We start from the raw sequence: 20,610 nt of genomic DNA, 5'->3' as shown, positions 1-20,610 counted from the left end.
ACAGGCGCGCGGCCCCGCGCGCCGGAAAGCAGGAGACATGCAGCGACGTTCGATCATGAAGGGCGCCGTCGCCGGCGGCGGCGCGATGGCCCTGGCCGCGTGCGCGGTCGAGCAGGAGCCCGGCGGCCCCGCGGCCGCGAGCGGCGACTTCGGCCTGCCCGAAGGCGAGGGCGAGATCGTCATCGGCTACATCAACTGGGACGAGGCGGTCGTCGCGACCGAGCTGTGGCGCCAGGCCCTCCAGGCCTCCGGGTACACCGTCACCGCGCAGGAGTTCGCCGAGGTCGGGCCGCTGTTCGAGGGCCTGTCCTCGGGCGACGTGGACGTCTTCCTCGACGGCTGGCTGCCGATCACCCACCAGACCTACATGGACACTTATGGTGATCAGCTGGAGCAGCTGGGCGCCTGGAACGAGAACGCCGCGCTCACCGTCGCCGTGCCGACCTATGTGGACGTCGATTCGCTGGCGGACCTGAACGCGCACGCCGACCTGTTCGGCGGCCGCATCGTCGGCATCGAGGCCAGCGCGGGCCTGACGGAGGCCGTGCAGCACAGCACGATCCCGACGTACGGCATCAGCGACCTGACACTGGAGACCTCCTCGACCACGGCGATGCTCACCGAGCTCGACAGCGCGATCGCGGCCGAGGAGCCGATCGTGGTGACGCTGTGGCAGCCGCACTGGGCGTACGCGAAGTACGACCTGAAGAACCTGGAGGACCCGGAGGCCACGCTCGGGGAGGCCGAGACGATCAACGTCCTGGCACGCCGCGGCTTCGGCGAGGACTTCGCGGACGTCGCCGCGGCGCTGGGGACCTTCGCGATGAGCGACGAGCAGCTGGCGAGCCTGGAGAACACCGTGTTCTCCGAGCACGAGGGCGACGTCGAGGCCGGCGTCGCGGCCTGGCTCCAGGACAACGAGTTCGCGGATCTCGTCGCCTAGACCCGCGCGCGGCGCCCGGCGCTCGGGGCATTGGGGGCCCCGCGGCAGGACGAGGACCAAGCCGCCTCCACGCCGCGGCGCCCGCGCGCGAAGGCCGTACGCGGCCTGGCCGCCTCCCCCACAGGGGGCGGTCCCGGTGCGGGACCGGCCGATCCCCGGTCCCGCACCGAACTTGGAACGAGCCTGTCGTGCTGCCGGCGCGGTCGGGCGCAGCGCGCCCGGTCGTGCTCGGGCGCACCTGAATCGTGTCCCCCGCGCGTTGCGGGCGGCCGGTAGCATCGCCGGGCAGGATCCCCCTCCAGCCGCCGGCTCGCCGGTCGCGCTGCCGACGTGCTAGGAGACCCGTTGTTCGGCATGCTCGCCCCCTGCCCGTCCCGCACCCCCGACGACCTCAAGCCCCGCTGGATGGGCCATTTCTGCGGCCTGTGCCTGGAACTGCGCGACGACGCGGGCCAGCTCGCCCGGCTCACCACCAACTACGACGCGCTCGCGCTCTCGGTCCTCGTGGAGGCCCAGCTCGGCGGCGAGTCCGACTCGCGCGACGCCGGGCCGTGCGCGCTGCGCGGGATGCGGCGCCAGACCGTCGCCACCGGCGGCGGGCCGCGGCTGGCCGCGACCGCCTCACTGCTCCTGGCGTCCGCGAAGCTGCGCGACCACGTCGAGGACGGCGACGGCATCGCCGCCCGCCCCGGCGCCCGCGGCCTCGCCGGGATGACGGCGAACCGGTTGCGCACCAAGGCGGTCGCGATCGGCGAGTCGATCGGCCTCGACGTCGACCCGCTCGTCGCCGCCGTCGCCGGCCAGCGCGAGGCCGAGGCGGCCTGCGGCGCGGGCACCCCGATCACCGCCGTCACGGCCCCGACCGAGGCGGCCACGGCCGAACTGTTCGCGCACGCCGCGGTCCTCGGCGGCCGGCCGGAGAACGCCGGCGCGTTCCGGACCGCGGGCGCGGCGTTCGGGCGCCTGGCGCACCTGCTCGACGCCGCCGAGGACTTCGACGAGGACGCCGCGCGCGGCGCCTGGAACCCGCTGGCCGCCACCGGAATCGGTGTGGAGGGCGCCCGGCCGCTGGTGCACGGGGCGCTCAGTGACCTGCGGGCCGCGCTCGAGTCGGCGGCGCTGATCGACCGCACGATGACCGGCCTGCTGCTGGACCGCTATGCGCGCCATGCGGTCTCGAAGCGGTTCGGCACCTCGTGCGCGTCGTACCGGCACCCGGACGAGCGCCGCGAGCGGCGACGGGAGCGCCGCCGCGACCACCGGCACGACGACCACTACCACGCGCGGCGGCGCGGCTTCTGGGCCGGGCTGTGCAGCTTCGCGGTGCTCGCGTGCACCTGCCAGCTGTGCTGCGCCGAGCACTACCAGGGTCCGTGGTCGGGCCGGTCGCGCGAGGGCTGCTGCCGCAGCTGCTGCGATTGCTGCGAGTGCTGCCAGTGCTGCGGCGACCGGGACGGCGACGGGTGCTGCAACGGCTGCGACTGCGGCTGCTCGTGCGACTGAGCCCGGCCGGCTCCGGGGAGCACTAGCGCGGCGGCTGCGGCCAGCCCGGATGGGCCGCCGGTCCGCTCGGGGGCGGGCTGGGCGGGGCCGGGGGCCGGTACCCGTGCGGGCCGCCGGGTTGCACGCCCGGAACCGGCTGGGCCCCGGGCTGGACGCCGGGCAGGAGGCCCGGAACCGCCGAGGCCCCGGGCTGCACGCCGGGCTGCACGCCCGGAACCGGCTGGGCCCCGGGCAGGAGGCCCGGCGCGGCCGGGTCGCGCCACTGCGGCGGGGGCGCCTGCGGCGCGAGCGGGGCGCCGGGGGCGGGCGGCTCCTGGGACCCCTTGGGCCGGTTGCCGGGGCGCTCGGCGAGCCAGGCGCGCACGGGCTTGGTGAGCATGAGCACGAAGACCAGGAGTGCGGCGGCGATCTGGACGATCGCGGGCACCACCGTGAAGACGTTGAAGACGCGCACGAGCGCGAGGAGCGCCAACACCCCGAGTCCGATGTGGACCGGGAGCTTCGGGTCGTCGGACCCGAAGCGGCCCAGCTGCTCCCGGGCCACGGCCCAGATGAGGACCAGGTTCACGGCCGCGGCGAGCACGCCGAGGACGAGAGTGAGCGCGAGGCTCCCGGTGAGCCCGAGGAGAGTCGCGGTGAGCACGGCGGCCAGGTGGATCCAGAGGGTCTGGAGGATCACCGTGACCTGCCGGGGGCGTTCGTCCTTGGGCAGGAGGCCCCAGCGCTGGCCCCAGGTGGGCGGCGGCGGGAGGACCGGGCCCGACGGCTGTCCATACGGGACGGCACCGGGGTCCTGCGGCCGGTACTGGAACGACTGCGGCGGCCGGTTCGGGTCCGGCGCGGACCCGGCGGCGTAGGGAGAGTTGGTCATCGATCGGCTCCGAGGAGTGCGGTCTGCTGAGGCGACAGGCTACCGCAGCGGTCCGACGGGGACGTCAGTCGACCGGTTCGAACAGGGCGACGGTCTCGAAGTGCTGGGTCATCGGGAAGGCGTCGAAGGCGCGGATGCGGGTGAGCCCGTAGCCTTCGATGGCGAGGTCGCTCGCGTCGCGCGCCAGAGCGCCTGCGTCGCAGGCGATGTAGCAGATCGCGCGGGGCCGGGCCTCGCCGAGGGCGACGACGACCTCGGGTCCGGCGCCGCTGCGGGGCGGGTCGAGGACGACGAGGTCGACCGAGCCGAGGTCGGGGGCGACGTCGGCGACGTCGCCTTCGATGGCGCCGGCGTTCTTGAACGCGGCGAGGTTCGCGGCGGTGCGGGAGGCGGGGGCGTTCTCGACGGCGACGACGCGGCCGGTCTCGCCGACGGCGCCGGCGAGGCCGGAGGCGAAGAGCCCGGCGCCGGCGTAGAGGTCCCAGGCCGACTCGCCTTCGCGCGGCGCGAGGAACTCGAGGGCGGTGGCGAGGAAGGTGGGGGCGGCGGCCGGGTGGACCTGCCAGAAGGCGTCGAAGCCGATCTCGAAGCGGGTGTCGGCCACGGTCTGGTGGACGAGCTTGGGGCCGCTCTTGTGGTGCGGGCGGGCGGTGCGGCGCAGCTGGGTGTAGACGGCGAGCTCCTCGTCGTCGGCGTCGACGACGCCGACCGCGCCCATGCCGTCCCAGCTGCGGCCGAGGACGTCGGCCTCGCGGATGCGCTCGGTGGCGATGCGGCACCAGTCGATGTGCACGAGGTCGTGCGACTTGTGCTCGCGCAGGCCGGGCCGGCCGGACTCGTCGACGGCGTACTGCATGCGGGTGCGCCAGCCGAGGTTGCCCTCGGGCCACGGCAGGGCCTCGACCTCGACGCCGTCGAGGAGCGCGGGGTCGATGCCGCCGATGCGGGTGAGCTGGTCGAACAGGACCTTCGACTTGAGGCGGCGCTGGGCCTCGGGGGTGGCGTGCTGGAAGTCGCAGCCGCCGCACTTGCCGGGGCCGGCCCACGGGCACGGCGGCTCGACGCGGTCGGGCGAGGCCTCGATCACCTCGACGGCGTCGGCGAACGCGAAGCGCTTCTTGCGGTCGGTGATCTCGATGCGGACGCGCTCGCCGGGCAGGGCGTGGCGCACGAAGTACACCTCGCCGTCGACTCGGGCCACGCAGTGGCCTCCGGCCGCGACGTCTCCGACAGTGACGATCATCGATTCCCTCTCCCCGGCTCTCCGGCGCGCTGGGCGCAGCGGGCCGCACGCCAGGATACGGGGCGGCGGGCGCGGCGGCGCAGGTTACCTGGTGGCTGTGACATCGGCGCGCGGGGCCCCTGGCCAGACCGTAGCGCGGGGGGCCGACAGTGAGCAGCCCTCGCGATCCTCGGGCCGCAGCGCGGCCGCCCGGGCCGCGTGTGCGGCCGATTCTCGGCCGCAGCGCGGCTTTGCGAGGCCGCGCAACCGCCGGAGGGCCGCCGCGACTCACGTGCTTCGCCGCCGAGGCGACCTCGCCCTCGTCTGCCCGCGGTCGCATTCTCGGTCGCAACCGCCGGACGACCGCCGCGACTCGCATGCTCCGCCGTCGAGGAGTCTCCACCCCGCAACCGTGTCCGGGTGTCCGGGTCACTTCGCGATGCGGCGCAGCGGGGGTGGTTCGGTGCTTTCGCCGAGGATCCACGGGACGGTGCAGACCATGACGCCCGGCTCGTACTTGAGCTGGCGGCGCAGGGCCTTCGTGGTCTGGTTGTGCAGCAGGCTCGTCGACCAGTTGTAGTAGCCGCGCGCGAGGCGGCCCTTCTGGGGGCCGAGGCCGACGACGTATTCGGGGAGGTAGACGGTGACGACGTCGCGCGGGGCGTCGCGGCGGCGGGCCTTGACGTACTCGGCGATCGGGCCGGTGATCTCGCGGTACGGCGAGTCGAGGACGGTGAGCGGCACGCCGATGCGGCGCCGGTCCCACTCGGCGACCAGGCGCCGCGACGCGGCCGCGTCGACGTTCACCGTCAGCGCCGTGATCGTGTCGGGCCGGGTGGCCTTCGCGTACGAGAGCATCCGCATGAGCGGCAGGTTCACGCTGGAGGCGAGCACGATCGCGTGGCTGCGCGACGGCAGCTGCGGCTTCCCGCGCGGCAGCTCGATCTCGTCGCGCACCGCCTCGTAGTGCTTCGCGATCGAGCGCATGAGCAGGTAGCAGCCGCCGATGATGAGCACGGCGATCCAGCCGCCGCGCCCGACCGCGGTGAACGCGACGATGACGAGCACGACCGCGCACGCCAGGACGGCCGCCGCCGCGGTGGCGCGGGCCCGGCGGGCCCGGGAGCGGCGGCCCGGGTCGCGCTCGACGTCGAGGACGCGCCGCCAGTGCCGGGCCATCGCCGCGTGCGACAGGACCATCGACAGGAACACGCCCACCACGTACAGGCCGATGAGCTCGTACGCGCCGCCGCCGGAGAGGACGACGAGGATCGCGGCCGCGACGGCGAGGATGAGGATGCCGTTGGAGTACACGAGCCGGTCGCCGCGCTTGTGGAGCTGGCGCGGCAGCAGCGAGTCCTCGGCGAACACCGACGCCAGCTGCGGGAACCCCACGAACGCGGTGTTCGCGGCGAGCAGCAGGACCCCGGCGGTGGCGAGCATGACCGGCCAGCGCGCGGCGGGCGAGCCGCCGAAGACGGTGTCGGCGAGCTGCGCGATGAGCGGGTACTGGAGGACGCCGGCGGCGGAAGTGCGGGCGCCGGTGAGGAACGCGAGGACGACGGTCCCGGTGAACAGGGCGACGGTGGCGGCGCCGACGGTGGTGATCGCGGCGGCGGCGTTGCGGCCGCGCGGGGGCCGGAAGAACCGCACCCGGGTCGTGAACGTCTCGACGCCGGTGACGGCGACCGATCCGGCCGCGAAGGCCCTGGCGCACAGCAGGAACAGGGCCGCTGAGGTCCACTCGCGCGCGTCGGCGGCGGGGGCGGGGGACGGGGCGGCGAGGTCGTCGCCGGCGGCGAGGCGGACCAGTCCGGTGAGGACGATCGCGGTGGTGCCGGCGACGAACGCGATGGTGACGCCGGCGGCGACGCGGCCGGAGACGCGCAGGCCGCGGAGGTTGAACGCGGCGAGGACGGCGATCGCGGCGGCCGCGATCCACTCGCGCCACGGGTGGAGGCCGGGCAGGAGCGCGCCGAGGGCCGCGACGGCGGCGGCGACCGAGACGGCGACGGTGAGGATGTAGTCGAGGACGAGCGCGGCGGCGGCGAGGCGGCCGGCGCCGGGCCCGAAGTTCGCGGTGACGACCCGGTAGTCCCCGCCGCCGCCCGGGTAGGCCTGGACGGTGTACCGGTAGGAGGCGATCACGGCGACCATGACGGCCGCGACGGCGAGCCCGGTCCACGGCGAGAACGCGAGTCCGGCGGCGCCGGCCGCGCCGAGGACGAGGAAGACCTGCTCGGGCGCGTATGCGATCGACGAGATCGGATTGACCGCGAGCAGCGGGATCGCGTACCGCTTCGAGAGCACGAGCGAGGACCCGCGCCCGGAGGCGAACGGCTCGCCCACCAGCAGCCGCTTGAGGACGGCCCACGACCTTGTCACGGCCGTAGCGTAGCGTCCTGCGGCGAGCGGCGGGGCCGCGAGTTTCCACCGCGGCCCCGCCGGGGCGCTACTCCTTGACGGCGGACTGGACGGTGAGGGTGCCCGCGGTCGTGTCGAGGACGGCCTCGGTGCCGAGCGGGACCACGCGCGGGTCCTTGTCGTGGCCGACCTTGAGGCCGCCGAGGACGGGGACGCCGAGGCTCCCGAGGCGGTCCATGAGGACCTCGTTCATCGTCCACTCGCCGGGCTTGTGGGTGTCGAGCGGGTGCGGGACGAACTGGCCGACGGCGATGCCGGCGAGGTCGCTGAAGTGCCCGGCGCGCAGGATGCGGGTGAGCATGTTGTCGACCCGGTAGCGGGCCTCCTCGACCTCTTCGATGAGGAGGATCGCGCCCTCGTAGTCGGGCCAGTTCCCGTCGTCGGGCTCGGCGGCGAGGAGCGAGAGGTTGCCGCCGAGGAGCTTCCCGGTGGCGGTGCCGGGGACCTCGACGGGCGCGGTGGAGGTGTTCGGGTCGCGGGTGAGCACGACCGGGTCGGTCGTCATCATCGCCTTGCGCAGCGACTCGGCGGTCTCGGCGGTGTTGTTCGAGGACCAGGCCATCATCGGCGAGTGCAGGGTCGGGATGCGGGTCTGCTCGGCGACGGCCGAGTGCAGGGCGGTGATGTCGGAGTAGCCGATGACGAGCTTCGGGTGGTCCTCGAGGGCCTCGACGTCCGCGTCGTCGATGATGCGGGTGGTGCCGTAGCCGCCGCGGACGGTCATGAGCGCCTTGGCCTCCGGGTGCGCGAGCGCGTAGTTGAGGTCGGCGAGCCGGTCGGCGTCGGGGGCCGAGAGGTACCCGAAGGCGTCGAGCGCGTGCTCGGTGAGCTCGACGCGCAGGCCCCAGCTCTCCAGGAGCGCGACGCCGCGGCCGACGGCGGTGGCGTTGCTGGGGCCGCCGGGGGCCGGGACGACGACGAGGTCGCCGGGCACGAGCTTCTTCGGGCGGCGGTCGCGGCCGGCGAACGCGGGCGAGGCGGTCGCGGCGGCGGCCACGGCTCCGGCGGCGACGCCGCCGATGAGGGCGCGGCGGGACAGTGACGGGCGAAGGGCCATGAATACTCCTTTGTGCGGTGCGGTTCTCTGTCTAGACGCTTTTGGGGCGCGGTTTTGCGCACCCCTTGGCCGGGTTTTTCCGTTGTTCACCGGAGTGGAAGCGTCCTGAGCGGAGCGGGGGCGCGGCGCGGTATGGTCACAGCACGTCCGATCGAGGGGTGGTGTGCCGGTGCACGTGGTGATCATGGGGTGCGGGCGCGTCGGCTCGTCCCTGGCGCGGAGCCTCGTGGAGCGCGGGCACACGGTCGGGATCATCGACCAGAACCCGAAGGCGTTCCGCCGCTTGGGCCCCGACTTCGACGAGACGACGGTGCGCGGCGTCGGGTTCGACCGGGAGGTGCTGGCGAAGGCCGGGATCGGGCGGGCGGACGCGTTCGTGTCGGTGTCCTCGGGCGACAACTCGAACATCATCGCGGCGCGGGTGGCGCGCGAGAACTACGGCGTGCCGAAGGTGATCGCGCGGATCTACGACCCGCAGCGGGCCACGGTGTACGAGCGGCTGGGCATCCCGACGGTGGCGACGGTGCGGTGGACGGCCGACCGGCTGCTGCGCCACCTGGTCCCGGAGGGCCAGGAGCCGCTGTGGCGGGACCCGACGGCGACCCTGTCGATGATCGAGGTCCTGTGCGCGGAGGCGTGGTACGGGACGGCGCTGTCGGCGCTGGAGGAGGCCACGGGCCACCGGGTGGCGTACATCAACCGGTTCGGGCGGGCGACGCTGCCGACGGCGTCGACCGTGCTCCAGGACGGCGACCAGGTGTTCATGCTGGTCGGCGACGGTGACGAGGCGGGAATCCAGCGGATCGCGGGCGCGGCCCCGCAGGGGGGTGCCTGATGCGGGTGGCCATCGCCGGGGCCGGGAACGTGGGCCGGTCGATCGCGTCGGAGCTGGTCGGGAACGGCCACCAGGTGCTCCTGATCGAGCGGGACCCGGACTCGATGCGGCCCGAGCGGGTGCCGGAGGCCGAGTGGCTGCTGGCGGACGCGTGCGAGCTGGAGAACCTGCGGCAGGCGCACCTGGAGACGTGCGACGTGGCCGTGGCGGCCACCGGGGACGACAAGGTGAACCTGGTGGTGAGCCTGCTCTCGAAGACGGAGTTCGCGGTGCCGCGCGTGGTCGCGCGCGTGAACCGGGCCGAGAACGAGTGGCTGTTCAACGAGGAGTGGGGCGTCGACGTCTCGGTGTCGAAGCCGCGGCTGCTGGCCGCGCTCGTGGAGGAGGCCGTCAGCGTCGGAGACCTGGTGCGGCTCTTGACGTTCCGGCAGTCGCAGGCGAACCTGGTCGAGATCACGCTGCCGCTGGAGGCCCCGCACGTGGGCCGGCGGGTCGCGGAGGTGCCGCTGCCGCACGACGTGGCGCTGGTGGCGATCATCCGGGGCCGGCGGGTCATCGCGCCGACGCCGGACGACACGGTGGAGGCGGGCGACGAGCTGGTGTTCGTGTGCCATGAGGACGCCGAGGACGCGACGCGCTCGGTGATGCTGGGCAAGACCCGCTGACAAAAGGTCGCTTTCGGACTTTACAGGCCGCCCCCGGGGAAGTTACATTGATAAACATCGATTCCTTTCCCCTTCCGATTGGGAGCGCTACCATGATTCGCGCCACTCGACATCGCGCCAGACAGCTCATCGTCCTCGTCGCCGCCCTCGCGGCCGCGGGCGCGTCGGCGTTCTTCTTCCTCCAGCCCGCCGCCGGCCACGGCACGGCGACCAGTCCCCCGTCCCGGCAGTACAGCTGCTGGGAGCGGTGGGGCGACGACCACCTCAACCCCGACATGGCCGACACCGACCCCATGTGCGCGCAGGCGTGGCAGGCCAACCCGAACACGATGTGGAACTGGAACGGCCTCCTGCGCGAGGGCATGGCCGGCCAGCACGAGACCCGCATCCCCGACAACCAGCTGTGCTCCGGCGGGCGCGCCGAGGGCGGCCGGTACAACTCGCTCGACGCGGCGGGCGCCTGGCACACCACGCCGCTGAACAACAACTTCACGCTCCACTACGAGGACACGGCCGTCCACGGCGGCGACTACTACTGGGTCTACGTGTCCAAGCAGGGCTACGACGCCACCACCGACTCGCTCGACTGGGCCGACCTCGAGCGGGTCGTCTCCACCGGGGTCTACGAGCCCGGCGAGGCCGTCGACATCCCCGTGAGCGCGCCGGGCCGCACCGGCCGGCACGTGGTCTACGTGGTGTGGCAGGCCAGCCACATCGACCAGGCCTTCTACTCCTGCTCGGACGTGTGGTTCGGCGGGGGCGGCCCCACCGACCCGCCGACCGACCCCACGGACCCGCCCACGGACCCGACCGATCCCCCCACCGACCCGACCGACCCGCCGGCCGACCTGAGCTGCTCGGCCACCGCGTCGGTCAACAGCTGGGGCTCGGGCGCCACGGTCACCGTGACGGTGGCGAACACCGGGACCAGGACCGTCAACTCCTGGATGCTCCACTGGGCCTGGGCGACCGGCTCGACGGCCACGGTGGGCAGCATCTGGAACGCCGAGCACTCCACGATGGGCGGCATGCAGATGGCCGCGCCCGTGGGCTGGAACAAGACCATAGCGGCGGGAGGCTCGGTCTCCTTCGGGTTCAACGTGAACGGATCGTTGAGCACGATGCCCGAGATCGACTGCCTGCCTTCATAGACCGAATATCCCCGACGACGGCGGCCCCGGACCTCGCGACCGGGGCCGCCGTCGCGCCTGCTGGGACTTTCGACGGGTCGGACGATGAAAACAGTCCCGCCGGGGTTTACATGCGCAGCTCAAGCCGGTTACATTGAAGTTTCTCAATGTTCCTATATCTTGGGAGCGCTATCATGCTCAATCTCCTCACCAGAGGGGCGCGGCCCGACCGGCTCAAAGCGAGCCGGCGGCGCCTGCGCACCGCGATCGTCGCCGTCGCCGCGCTCGTCGCGGCCGGCACCGCCGCCGTCCTGTTCATCCAGCCGGCGTCCGGCCACGGCACCGCCATCGGCCCCGCCTCGCGGCACTACGGCTGCTGGGAGCGCTGGGGCTCGGACTTCCAGAACCCGGACATGGCCAAGGAGGACCCGATGTGCTGGGCCGCCTGGCAGCACGACCCCAACGCGATGTGGAACTGGAACGGCCTCTACCGCGAGCAGGTCGGCGGCGACCACCAGGCGGCCCTGCCCGACAACTACCTCTGCTCGGGCGGCCTGACGGGCGGCACCCGGTACGCGCCCCTCGACGACCCCGGCGCGTGGAAGACCACCCAGGTGAACAGCAGCTTCACGTTCACCAACTGGGACCAGGCGAACCACGGCGCCGACTACTACCGCATCTACGTCACCAAGCAGGGCTACGACGCCCGGACGGACGCGCTCGACTGGGCCGACCTGGAGCTGGTCGCCGACACCGGCGACATCAATCCGGGCGTCGGCCGGCCGCCGGCCTCCGGCGGCGGCACCCTGGTCGACATCCCGGTCTCCGCGCCCGGCCGCTCCGGCCACCACGTGGTCTTCATGATCTGGCAGGCCAGCCACTTCGACCAGTCGTTCTACTCGTGCTCCGACGTGTGGTTCGGCTCCGGCCAGCCCACCGAGCCGCCGCCGACCACGAGCAGCCCCGCCCCAAGCGACCCGGCCACGACCCCGACCTCGGGGCCGACCACCGGGAACCCCGCGGGGTACGCGTGCGACGCGACCGCCACCGTGAACTCCTGGGGCTCGGGCGCCACGGTCAACGTGACGATCGCGAACACCGGATCGCAGGCCATCCACACCTGGATGCTCCACTGGACGTGGCCGACCAGCGGGGTGGCGATCAGCAGCATCTGGAGCGCCGAGCACTCCACGATGGGCGGCATGGAGATGGCGGGCCCCGCCGCCTGGAACGCCGCCGTGGCCGTGGACGGCACCGCCGAATTCGGGTTCAACGTCTCAGGACCGCTCAGCACCGCCCCGGAGTTCGAGTGCTTCCCGAGTTAGGGCCGCAAGCGGAACGGCCCGGGGCGGGCGCCCCGGGCCGTCTCCTTCGCGTCCTACGCCTCGCTCGGCGAGGCGGACTCGACCGACCTCATGTGGCGGCGCACCGCCCAGATCGTGAAGGCCGTCAGCGCGATCGTGACGGGCCAGCCGCCGAAGAGGGTCATCAGGCCCAGCGCGTTGTCCGCGTCGATCCAGTACAGCCAGATGCGGACCGCGTTCTTGGCGAGGAACACCGCGCCCCACAGGATCGTGATCCGGCTGAGGATGTCCACCAGCGGCTTGTTCTGCCGCCACTCCTTCTTGCCGCCCTGCGCGACCACGGCGTAGATCCAGCCGATCACCGGGTGGCGCACCAGCGCCGAGACGATGAGCAGGACCCCGTAGACCGAGCCCTGGATGATCCCCGGCAGGTAGAAGTCGCGCGCGTCCGTGGACCGCCACGCGAGGAACGCGCCGAGGGCGATCCCGAACAGGCCGTTGAGGGCGTGCCGGATCGACTCCTTGCGCATCGCGCGCCACGCCGCGATGCCCAGCGCGCTCGCCGCGGAGATCACGATCGCCCACTGGAGGCCGCTGAGCGGGCCCATCCGGTCGGGCAGGAGCGGGTTGAGGACCACGAACAGGGTGATCGGGACGGCGGCCTCGACGACCCCCTTGACACCGCCGAGCTGCTGCGACAGCTGCTCGGTGAACGGCGGGAGCTCGTCGTCCTCGCGGGCGTCCGGCTTGCGGCTCGGCGTCTCGGTGCTCAATGCGGGCCTTCCAGTTCGATGTGGCCGGTCCGCGCTCAGGGGCGCAGCTCGTAGGTCGGGTTGTAGATGGCGAGGCGTCCGTCGCCCAGCTGGGCGACCCGCCCGCGCGCGACGAGCCTGGTCCCGGCCTCCAAGCCCACGATACGCCGTCGGCCCATCCAGACCAATGCGACCTGACCGGTGCCGTCGTACAGTTCCGCCTCCACCGACGGGGAGCGCCCGTCGGTGCGGTGCACGACGGACCGGAGGCGGCCGGCGACGACCGCGAGCTGCCGGGCCTCGAGGCCGGCCAGCGGCACGGCCCCGGCGGCGGTCTCCCGGCGCACCTCGGCGGCGAACAGCTCCTGCGGCGGGGCGGCCAGGCGCTTGAACCACTCGCGCACCCCGGTGCGCCCCTGGGCGGCGGCCATCTACCGCTTCGGGCGCGGCGAGGGCTTGCGGCGCACCTGCGGCCGCGGGGTGTCGCCGGCGGCGATGATGGCGCGGTTGCCGTCGCCGCCTTCGGCCTTGCGCTGCGCGATGCGGGCGGCGGCCTCCTCGGCCATCTTCGGCGGGAGCTTGAGCGGCAGCGGCTCGCGGACCGGCATGGCGATGGAGCCGCGGTCGATGACGAGGTTCTGGAGGGCCTCGTCGAGTTCGGGGGCGGCGGCCTCGTCGAGGGCGCGCTGGCCCTGGAAGGTGGCCTGCACGAACCAGCGGGGGCCGTCGACGCCGCAGAAGCGCACCGAGTTGTCGCCCTTCTTGGTGGTGACCTTGGCGATGAGCTCGGTGCCCCAGCGGCCCTCGACCTCCTCGACCTGGCCGCCTTGGCCGGTGACGGTGGCGGCGAGCTCCTCGCGGATCTCGGGCCAGATGCCCTCGGAGCGGGGGGCGGCGCGCACGAGCAGCTGGAGCGCGGAGGTCCCGGTGGTGAGCAGGACCTGGCTGATGTTGCCCTTGGCGTCGGTCTGGGCCTGGAAGCCCACGCCCTTGGGGACCGGGAGTCGGATCGCTCCCAGGTCGATGCGCCGCACGTCGTCGTCGGGGGCGTCGGCGACGTCGTAGGGGCCCTCGGTGGCCTCGCGCTCGATGGTCTCGCCGCTCTCGGCCAGCGAGTCGAGGACCGCGCCCTCAGCGGGGCGCTGCTTCTTCGCTCCCCGTCGCCGTTTAAACACGTTCGCTCTCCTCTGCAAGTCGGCGGTGCCCGCCGGTGGACCCGTGGCCGTCCGCGCCGCGCTGTGTGGGCGCGAAGTCGTCGACCTCGGTGAAACGGGCTCGCACAACCGGTTGGACTACCAATTGTGCGATACGGTCGCCGCGTTCGATGACGGCGGTCCGCTCAGGATCGAGGTTGACGAGGTTGATCTTGATCTCACCGCGGTAGCCGGAGTCGATGGTGCCGGGGGCGTTGACGATGGTCACGCCGAGGCGGTGGGCGAGGCCCGACCTGGGGTTGGTGTACCCCACGTGCCCGTCCGGAATCGCGACGGCCACGCCGGTGCCGACGAGCGCGCGCCGGCCCGGGGCGAGCTCGACGCCTTCGGCGGCGTACAGGTCGGCGCCCGCGTCGCCCTCGTGGGCGTAGGCGGGGACGGGCAGGTCGGGGTCGAGCCGCCTGATGGCGACCGGGACTTCCGCGGTCATCGGGTTCCTCTCACTCGCGGCGGCACGCGCGTCGGCGCGGCGTGATGCGGGGATATGGTCTCAGATATGAGGAGTGGGGAACGGTACGCCGAGCGCATGAGCCTGCCCGCGGCGGGCTGGCTGGCCGTGGCGGCCCTGGCGGTCATCGCCGCGGCCCTGTCGAACCTGGGCGACATGCGCTGGTGGCGCGTCGCGGCGAGCGCGGTGGTGCTGGTGGCGCCGCTGGTCGGCGCCTGGTGGCTGGGCCGGCTCCCGGTCCGCGTGGTCGAGGAGCCCGACGGGGTGTGGCTGCACGTCGACGACGCGCGGCTGCCGCTGTCGGCCGTCGCCTCGGTCGAGGTGCTCGAGCCGGTCGCGTACTCCGACGCGCTCGGGGTGGCGCAGCACCCGCTCGCGTTCGTCGTCCAGCGGCCCTGGATCAACCGGGGCGTGCGGATCGTCCTGGACGACCCGGAGGACCCGACCCCGTATTGGATCGTGTCCTCGCGCCGCCCGGAGCGGCTGCGCGAGGCGCTCGCGGCGGCGGTGCCGAGCGAGCGCTAGGACGCGCGAATTCCCTTCGGGGACAAGCGAGACGCGGCCGTCAGGTCTTGCACGGAGCCGTCAAAGCGCCTCGCCGACTCCTCCGGAGAAGCGAGACGGCTCGCGGGAGCATTCCCACGAGCCGTGCGCTTTTCGAGGGGTCAGGACCGGCCTACGCACAGTCCTTGCAGATCGGCTGCCCGTTCTTCTCCTTGGCGAACTGGCTCCGGTGGTGGACCAGGAAGCAGGAGGAGCAGCGGAACTCGTCGGCCTGCATCGGCAGGACCTTGACGGACAGCTCCTCGTCACCGAGGTCGGCGCCGGGCAGCTCGAAGTTCTCGGCGACCTCGGCCTCGTCGACGTCCACCGACCCCGATTGGTCGGTGCGACCCTTGGCCAGCGCCTCGATGCCGTCGGGGCCAGGGGTCTCTTCCTTGTCCCGGCGGGGGGCGTCGTAGTCGGTTGCCATCGTTTTTCCACTCCCATTGGTTTGCATTCACGGTGCCGGCACCGAGCTCGGGGTACCGCCGGCGTGCTCGGGTGACACGGCGGCTCGGCTCGGACGGCGGGTTCGGTTCCTCCGTGCAGGCGGCGTACCTTACCGCGTGCAGTCCATTCCTATACACGATGCCCCCCGCTTTTTCATCCCCATTGTGGCGAGAAACACTTTCGTGACGAGGGCTGCGAGTGTACCGCCTCTCGCCCACGAAGACGACCCGCGCACGATAGCCTTCCCATGGCAACGTTTGCGGGACGTCGGGTCGTCTAAGGGCCAGAAGATGAACTGCTGGGGTTCGAACATTCGGGGAGGCAAGCCGTGCGTATCGCTCGTATCCGCGCGTTGGTGGTGCTGTGCGCCTTGGCGCTGGTCGCAGGCTTGGTGACCCTGTGGGCGATCAAGAACGACTCGCAGCTGTCGGCGAACAGCGACTGCGATCCGGGGGCCGTCGAGATCAAGACCGCCCCGATTCCGGACCCCTCCGAGATCGAGGTGATCGTCCTGAACGGCACCGACCAGTCCGGCCTCGCCGACCAGGCGGCCGCGCAGCTGGAGGACCGCGGGTTCATCGTCGTCGAGACCGGTGACGCGGCGGAGCCGTACGACGGGACGGCGCTGGTGCAGTACGGTCCCGAGCAGTACGCGGCCGGACTGCACACGTACGCGTACTTCTACCAGGGCCGCGACGGGTTCGACCTGGAGTGGGCGCAGCCGATCACGATCACCCTCGGGAGCGACTTCCGCGAGGTCAGGTCGGCGTCGGACGCACGGCAGTCCTTCGCGCAGAGCGGCGGCATCGAGGCGCCCGAGGGCACCTGCGCGGTAGAATAGACCGCCGTCACCCCCGACTCTCACTGAAAATGCGGAAACACAGCTCGAAACGGCATCACGGACGGGCCGCAGGCGAATTTCGGCGCTACAATTCACGCCTGCCCGGTCGTTGTGCCGACCTGGGCTGCCGACCCAATATCCAACGCTCACCCGCTATGGAGCCCGGCTGCGCCGTGCCCGCCATTGCCTCGGAAGGTTGCTCGTGACTGACGCACGTCCCACCGGCACAGACGTCAATTCCCTGACCGACTCGCTGCTCGCTCTGGCCCGAGAGAGCAACGGGCAGCTGACGTCCGCGACGGTCGCCCAGGTTCTGGAGTCGGCGTCGGCCTCCCCCGCCGAAGGCAAGAAGGTCCTCCGCGCGCTCGCCGAGGCCGATGTCACCGTGGTCGTGGACGGCTCCTCCTCCACGCGCAAGCGAGTGCCGGCCGCCCGCACCGCCACCTCCTCCCGGACCACGACCGCCAAGGCCGCCAAGAAGACCGCGGTGAAGAAGGCGGTCGCGAAGAAGGCCGCCGTCGCCGAGGGCGACGAGGCCGAGGCCCCGGTCAAGAAGGCCGCCAAGAAGACCGCGAAGAAGGCCGCCGTCAAGAAGACGGCCAAGAAGGCCGTCGCGAAGAAGGCCGTGCCCGCCGGCGAGGAGGAGCCCGACGAGGCCGACCTCGCGGCCGCGGCCGCCGAGGACGACGACGCGCTGGCCGAGGCCGCCGCGGCGGCGCCGAAGAAGGCCACCCGCAAGAAGGCCGCCAAGAAGACCGCGTCCCGCGGCAAGTCCAAGAAGGACGACGACGAGGACGACGAAGAGGGCGGCTTCGAGTGGGACGAGGAGGACTCCGAAGCCCTGAAGCAGGCCCGCAAGGACGCCGAGATGACGGCCTCGGCCGACTCGGTCCGCGCGTACCTCAAGCAGATCGGCAAGGTCCCGCTCCTCAACGCGGCCCAGGAGGTCGAGCTCGCCAAGCGCATCGAGGCCGGCCTGTACGCCGTCGAGCGCATCAAGCTCCTCAAGGAGTCCGGCGAGGAGATCCCGACGCAGATGCGCCGCGACCTCGAGTGGATCGTCCGCGACGGCGACCGCGCCAAGGACCACCTCCTGGAGGCGAACCTCCGCCTCGTCGTCTCGCTCGCGAAGCGCTACACCGGCCGCGGCATGGCGTTCCTGGACCTGATCCAGGAGGGCAACCTCGGCCTCATCCGCGCCGTCGAGAAGTTCGACTACACCAAGGGCTACAAGTTCTCCACGTACGCCACCTGGTGGATCCGGCAGGCGATCACCCGGGCCATGGCCGACCAGGCGCGGACCATCCGCATACCGGTCCACATGGTCGAGGTCATCAACAAGCTCGGGCGCATCCAGCGCGAGCTGCTCCAGGACCTGGGCCGCGAGCCCAGCCCGGACGAGCTCGCGAAGGAGATGGACATCTCCCCGGAGAAGGTCCTCGAGATCCAGCAGTACGCGCGCGAGCCGATCAGCCTCGACCAGACCATCGGCGACGAGGGCGACAGCCAGCTCGGCGACTTCATCGAGGACTCCGAGGCGATCGTGGCCGTCGACGCGGTCTCCTTCTCGCTCCTCCAGGGCCAGCTCCAGCAGGTGCTCCAGACCCTCTCCGAGCGCGAGGCCGGCGTCGTGCGGCTCCGCTTCGGGCTCACCGACGGGCAGCCGCGGACCCTGGACGAGATCGGTCAGGTCTACGGCGTCACGCGCGAGCGCATCCGCCAGATCGAGTCGAAGACGATGTCCAAATTGCGTCATCCGTCCCGGTCGCAGGTGCTCCGCGACTACCTCGACTAGCGGGCCCGGAGGCGCCGCGGCGCGGCCGAAAATTCGCTGTGGGCTTACACGGCATTCGAACTCGCGCCGCCCGCGCGGCCCGGACCTGGTGTGTATCACCCGAACGGGTGGGTACACGTAAGACCCGCCGGGTTGTCGATCGCCGTTCCTTGGGCTACGGTGTGGAACAACTACCCGACAGTCAAGGGCGAGTGAGCCGAGTCTCAGTCGGTCGATGTCGGGAAGGGGTAGTACAGTGCAGGCGTTGAACGGAACGAGCCGGTCAACAGGCCGACAGAACATCCACGTTGTGTTGAAAGCACAGCGACCGAACGCAGCGGAGGACCTGGTATGACATCCACCCTGACGCCCCCGCCCCAGACGGAGGAACGTCCGATCGCGGGCGAGCGCTGCGATCGGTGTAGCGCCGCGGCAAAGCTTCGCGTGACCCTGGCCGAAGGCGGCGACCTCGTCTTCTGCGGCCACCACGCGAACCAGTTCGCCGAGAAGCTCGTGCCGATCGCCATCGATTTCACCGCCGACCCCGAGTTCGAGTGGCGCGGCACCGACCTCATGGCCTCGGAGAACTAGCCCGCATATCAAGACTTCAAGGGCCCGAGCGGAGATCCGCTCGGGCCCTGCGTCGTCTCCGGGGCACGTCGCGCCCCGGAACCGTCGTGCGGCGGCACTGTCGCCGCAGTGGTGCGGCACGGTCGAATCGAGGCATGGTCTTATCGGGGCCCCTGTTGTCCAGAGGCGCTGTCGTATCAGGGCCCTGTCGTGCCGAGGCGCTGTCGTTTCGAGGCACGGTCGTAGCAAGGCACTGTCGAAATTGGAAGCACTAGCACTGAGGAAAGTGCTGTCGCCGGAGCAAGCGCTGACGTCCTGATCGGCCCGGCCCCGCGGGCCCCGGCCGCGGGCTCACCAGGAGCGGATCTCGGCGATCCGCTCCTCCAGCTGCTCGATGGTCGCCTGCGCGCTCGGCGGGCCGCCGCACTTGGAGCGCAGGGTCGCGTGGATCTTGCCGTGCGGCTCGTTCGTGGCGAATGAGCGGGCCCCCACGAGCGCGTTCAACTGCTTGCGGAGCTTGAGCCGGCGCTGCGCGTTCGTCATCGGCGGCTCGGCGGCCTGGCGCTCGGCGACCTCGGTGCGGGCGCCGCTCTTCTGCTTCGACATCTGCTCGCGCTGGCGCTTGCGCAGCAGCAGGTGGATCTGCTCGGGCGTGAGGAGCCCCGGCAGGCCCAGGTACTCCTGCTCCTCGTGGCTCCCGGCCTGCACCGGCAGGCCGAAGGAGCCGCCGTCGAAGATCACCGCGTCGAGTTCCGCGCTCGACTCCAGGGTCTCGCGCTCGCCGCCGAGTTCGGTGCCCTCGTTCAGGACCCGCTGCGCCTGCTCCAGGAGCAGCTCGGGGTCCTGGTCCTCGGACTTGGGCTTGATGACGTGGTCGCGGTCCTGCTCCAGGTTCTCGGCCAGGCTGAGCAGCGGCACGACGCTCGGCAGGAATACCGAGGCGGTCTCCCCCGGTCGCCGCGACCGCACGAAGCGGCCGATGGCCTGCGCGAAGTACAGCGGGGTGTGCGCGTTCGTGGCGTACACGCCGACGGCGAGGCGCGGGATGTCGACGCCTTCGGAGACCATGCGGACGGCCACCAGCCACTCGTCGTCCGAGGCCGCGAACTTCGCGATCTTCTCGGAGGAGCCGGCGTCGTCGGAGAGGACGATCGTGGCGCTCTTGCCGGTGACGCGCTTGAGGATGCCCGCGTACGCGCGGGCCGTGTTCTGGTCCGACGCGATGATGAGCCCGCCCGCGTCCGGGATGCCGGCGGCGCGCAGCGACGACAGGCGCCGGTCCGCGGCCCGGATGACCTGGCTGATCCACTCCCCCGCGGGGTCGAGCGCGGTCCGCCACGCCTGGCTCGTGAGGTCCTTGGTGAGCGGCTCGCCCAGGCGCACGGCGAGCTCGTCGCCGGCGCTGGAGCGCCACTTCGCCTGGCCCGAGTAGGCCATGAACATGACCGGGCGCACGACGCCGTCGGCGAGCGCGTCACGGTAGCCGTAGACCGCGTCGGCCTTCGAGCGCTTGACGCCGTCGTCGTACTCCTCGTACTCGACGAACGGGATCGGGTTGTCGTCGCTGCGGAACGGGGTCCCGGTGAGCGCGAGTCGCCGCTCGGCCTCCTCGAAGGCGGTCTTGACGCCGTCGCCCCAGGAGCGGGCGTCGCCGGCGTGGTGGATCTCGTCGAGGATGACGAGGGTGCGGCGGGCGAGCGTGCGGCGGCGGTGCACCTGCGGGTCGGCGCCGATCTGCGCGTAGGTGAGGACCACGCCGTGGTAGTCGGCGGCACTGTGGACGTCGGCGTTGCGGAAGGCCGGGTCGAGCTGGATGCCGAAGCGGGCGGCGGCTCCGGACCACTGGACCTTCAGGTGCTCGGTCGGGCACACCACGGTGACCGTGTCGACGGTGCCGTCGGCGAGCAGGTCGTAGGCGATGCGCAGCGCGAACGTGGTCTTGCCGGCGCCCGGGGTGGCGACGGCGAGGAAGTCCCGCGATTGACCCCGGTGGTACGCCACCATCGCTTTGCGCTGCCAGACCCGAAGCGACGGAAGCGATTCGGGCGGGGCGGCCGGGATCAT

At 72.2% G+C, this 20,610-nt stretch carries 20 protein-coding genes; 10 read left to right on the top strand and 10 right to left on the bottom strand.

Annotation, left to right across the window (positions count from 1 at the left end; translation table 11 throughout):
• The first annotated feature begins 37 nt into the window (after positions 1–37).
• Together EIW28_RS07125 and EIW28_RS07120 are read left to right on the top strand one after the other, a co-directional pair.
• Complete coding sequence (locus EIW28_RS07125) at positions 38–943, top strand: glycine betaine ABC transporter substrate-binding protein (RefSeq protein ID WP_125247025.1); 906 nt, start codon at positions 38–40, stop codon at positions 941–943.
• Positions 944–1,297: 354 nt separating this feature from the next.
• Positions 1,298–2,446 carry a DUF5685 family protein gene (locus tag EIW28_RS07120; RefSeq protein ID WP_232013893.1) on the top strand — a complete coding sequence of 383 codons (1,149 nt, stop codon included), beginning with the start codon at positions 1,298–1,300 and terminating at the stop codon, positions 2,444–2,446.
• Between the two features lie 22 nt (positions 2,447–2,468).
• Here EIW28_RS07120 and EIW28_RS07115 read toward each other — a convergent pair whose 3' ends face one another.
• From EIW28_RS07115 to EIW28_RS07100, 4 genes are all read right to left on the bottom strand, one after another.
• Positions 2,469–3,317 (bottom strand): hypothetical protein, encoded by an 849-nt coding sequence (locus tag EIW28_RS07115; RefSeq protein WP_125247023.1) that lies wholly within the window; start codon positions 3,315–3,317, stop codon positions 2,469–2,471.
• 64 nt (positions 3,318–3,381) lie between these two features.
• Positions 3,382–4,560, bottom strand: coding sequence for a class I SAM-dependent RNA methyltransferase (locus tag EIW28_RS07110; RefSeq protein ID WP_125247022.1), 1,179 nt, complete (start codon positions 4,558–4,560; stop codon positions 3,382–3,384).
• A gap of 408 nt (positions 4,561–4,968) precedes the next feature.
• A complete protein-coding gene (locus EIW28_RS07105) occupies positions 4,969–6,924 on the bottom strand; it encodes an APC family permease (RefSeq protein ID WP_125247021.1) in 1,956 nt (651 codons plus the stop codon).
• A 67-nt stretch (positions 6,925–6,991) separates the two neighbouring features.
• Positions 6,992–8,020, bottom strand: a complete 1,029-nt coding sequence (locus EIW28_RS07100) for a S66 peptidase family protein (RefSeq protein WP_125247020.1) — start codon at positions 8,018–8,020, stop codon at positions 6,992–6,994.
• 169 nt (positions 8,021–8,189) lie between these two features.
• On the opposite strand from EIW28_RS07100, the gene EIW28_RS07095 reads away from it, so the two are divergent.
• From EIW28_RS07095 to EIW28_RS07080, 4 genes are all read left to right on the top strand, one after another.
• On the top strand, positions 8,190–8,855 hold the full coding sequence (locus tag EIW28_RS07095) for a potassium channel family protein (RefSeq protein ID WP_125247019.1): 666 nt from the start codon (positions 8,190–8,192) through the stop codon (positions 8,853–8,855).
• Complete coding sequence (locus EIW28_RS07090; protein ID WP_125247018.1) at positions 8,855–9,520, top strand: potassium channel family protein; 666 nt, start codon at positions 8,855–8,857, stop codon at positions 9,518–9,520. The genes EIW28_RS07095 and EIW28_RS07090 overlap by 1 nt, the downstream gene beginning before the upstream one ends.
• Before the next feature lie 92 nt (positions 9,521–9,612).
• The gene (locus EIW28_RS07085; RefSeq protein ID WP_125247017.1) at positions 9,613–10,671 is read left to right on the top strand and encodes a lytic polysaccharide monooxygenase; all 1,059 of its coding nucleotides are present in this window, start codon (positions 9,613–9,615) and stop codon (positions 10,669–10,671) included.
• Positions 10,672–10,844: 173 nt separating this feature from the next.
• Positions 10,845–11,975: a lytic polysaccharide monooxygenase gene (locus EIW28_RS07080; protein WP_125247016.1), complete on the top strand. Its 1,131-nt coding sequence runs from the start codon at positions 10,845–10,847 to the stop codon at positions 11,973–11,975.
• Positions 11,976–12,028: 53 nt separating this feature from the next.
• Here the strand turns inward: EIW28_RS07080 and EIW28_RS07075 are convergent, their stop codons facing one another.
• From EIW28_RS07075 to dut, 4 genes are read right to left on the bottom strand one after another with little or no spacing between them, the layout of a single operon-like run.
• Positions 12,029–12,727, bottom strand: coding sequence for a DUF3159 domain-containing protein (locus tag EIW28_RS07075; RefSeq protein ID WP_125247015.1), 699 nt, complete (start codon positions 12,725–12,727; stop codon positions 12,029–12,031).
• Positions 12,728–12,762: 35 nt separating this feature from the next.
• Positions 12,763–13,137 carry an OB-fold nucleic acid binding domain-containing protein gene (locus EIW28_RS07070; RefSeq protein ID WP_125247014.1) on the bottom strand — a complete coding sequence of 125 codons (375 nt, stop codon included), beginning with the start codon at positions 13,135–13,137 and terminating at the stop codon, positions 12,763–12,765.
• Positions 13,138–13,881, bottom strand: a complete 744-nt coding sequence (locus tag EIW28_RS07065; protein WP_125247013.1) for a DUF3710 domain-containing protein — start codon at positions 13,879–13,881, stop codon at positions 13,138–13,140.
• Complete coding sequence (gene dut / locus EIW28_RS07060; protein ID WP_125247012.1) at positions 13,874–14,350, bottom strand: dUTP diphosphatase; 477 nt, start codon at positions 14,348–14,350, stop codon at positions 13,874–13,876. Before dut ends, EIW28_RS07065 begins: the two co-directional genes overlap by 8 nt.
• A 66-nt stretch (positions 14,351–14,416) precedes the next feature.
• On the opposite strand from dut, the gene EIW28_RS07055 reads away from it, so the two are divergent.
• A complete protein-coding gene (locus EIW28_RS07055) occupies positions 14,417–14,893 on the top strand; it encodes a DUF3093 domain-containing protein (protein WP_125247011.1) in 477 nt (158 codons plus the stop codon).
• Positions 14,894–15,044: 151 nt separating this feature from the next.
• Here EIW28_RS07055 and EIW28_RS07050 read toward each other — a convergent pair whose 3' ends face one another.
• Positions 15,045–15,341, bottom strand: a complete 297-nt coding sequence (locus EIW28_RS07050) for a DUF4193 domain-containing protein (protein WP_125247010.1) — start codon at positions 15,339–15,341, stop codon at positions 15,045–15,047.
• A 348-nt stretch (positions 15,342–15,689) separates the two neighbouring features.
• Between EIW28_RS07050 and EIW28_RS07045 the strand changes: the two genes are divergently transcribed.
• From EIW28_RS07045 to EIW28_RS25620, 3 genes are all read left to right on the top strand, one after another.
• Positions 15,690–16,202, top strand: a complete 513-nt coding sequence (locus EIW28_RS07045; protein ID WP_158630307.1) for a LytR C-terminal domain-containing protein — start codon at positions 15,690–15,692, stop codon at positions 16,200–16,202.
• Between the two features lie 202 nt (positions 16,203–16,404).
• Positions 16,405–17,997 (top strand): RNA polymerase sigma factor, encoded by a 1,593-nt coding sequence (locus EIW28_RS07040; protein WP_125247008.1) that lies wholly within the window; start codon positions 16,405–16,407, stop codon positions 17,995–17,997.
• A 330-nt stretch (positions 17,998–18,327) separates the two neighbouring features.
• The gene (locus tag EIW28_RS25620) at positions 18,328–18,567 is read left to right on the top strand and encodes a DUF7455 domain-containing protein (RefSeq protein WP_091053111.1); all 240 of its coding nucleotides are present in this window, start codon (positions 18,328–18,330) and stop codon (positions 18,565–18,567) included.
• 330 nt (positions 18,568–18,897) lie between these two features.
• On the opposite strand, the gene EIW28_RS07030 is transcribed toward EIW28_RS25620, so the two are convergent.
• Positions 18,898–20,610, bottom strand: coding sequence for a DEAD/DEAH box helicase (locus tag EIW28_RS07030; protein ID WP_125247007.1), 1,713 nt, complete (start codon positions 20,608–20,610; stop codon positions 18,898–18,900).

It is taken from the genome of Glycomyces terrestris (genome assembly GCF_003933745.1).
Lineage (GTDB): Bacteria > Actinomycetota > Actinomycetes > Mycobacteriales > Micromonosporaceae > Glycomyces > Glycomyces terrestris.
The sequence above is the reverse complement of the archived record's forward strand: the minus strand, read 5'-3'. Positions and strand labels throughout refer to the sequence as shown.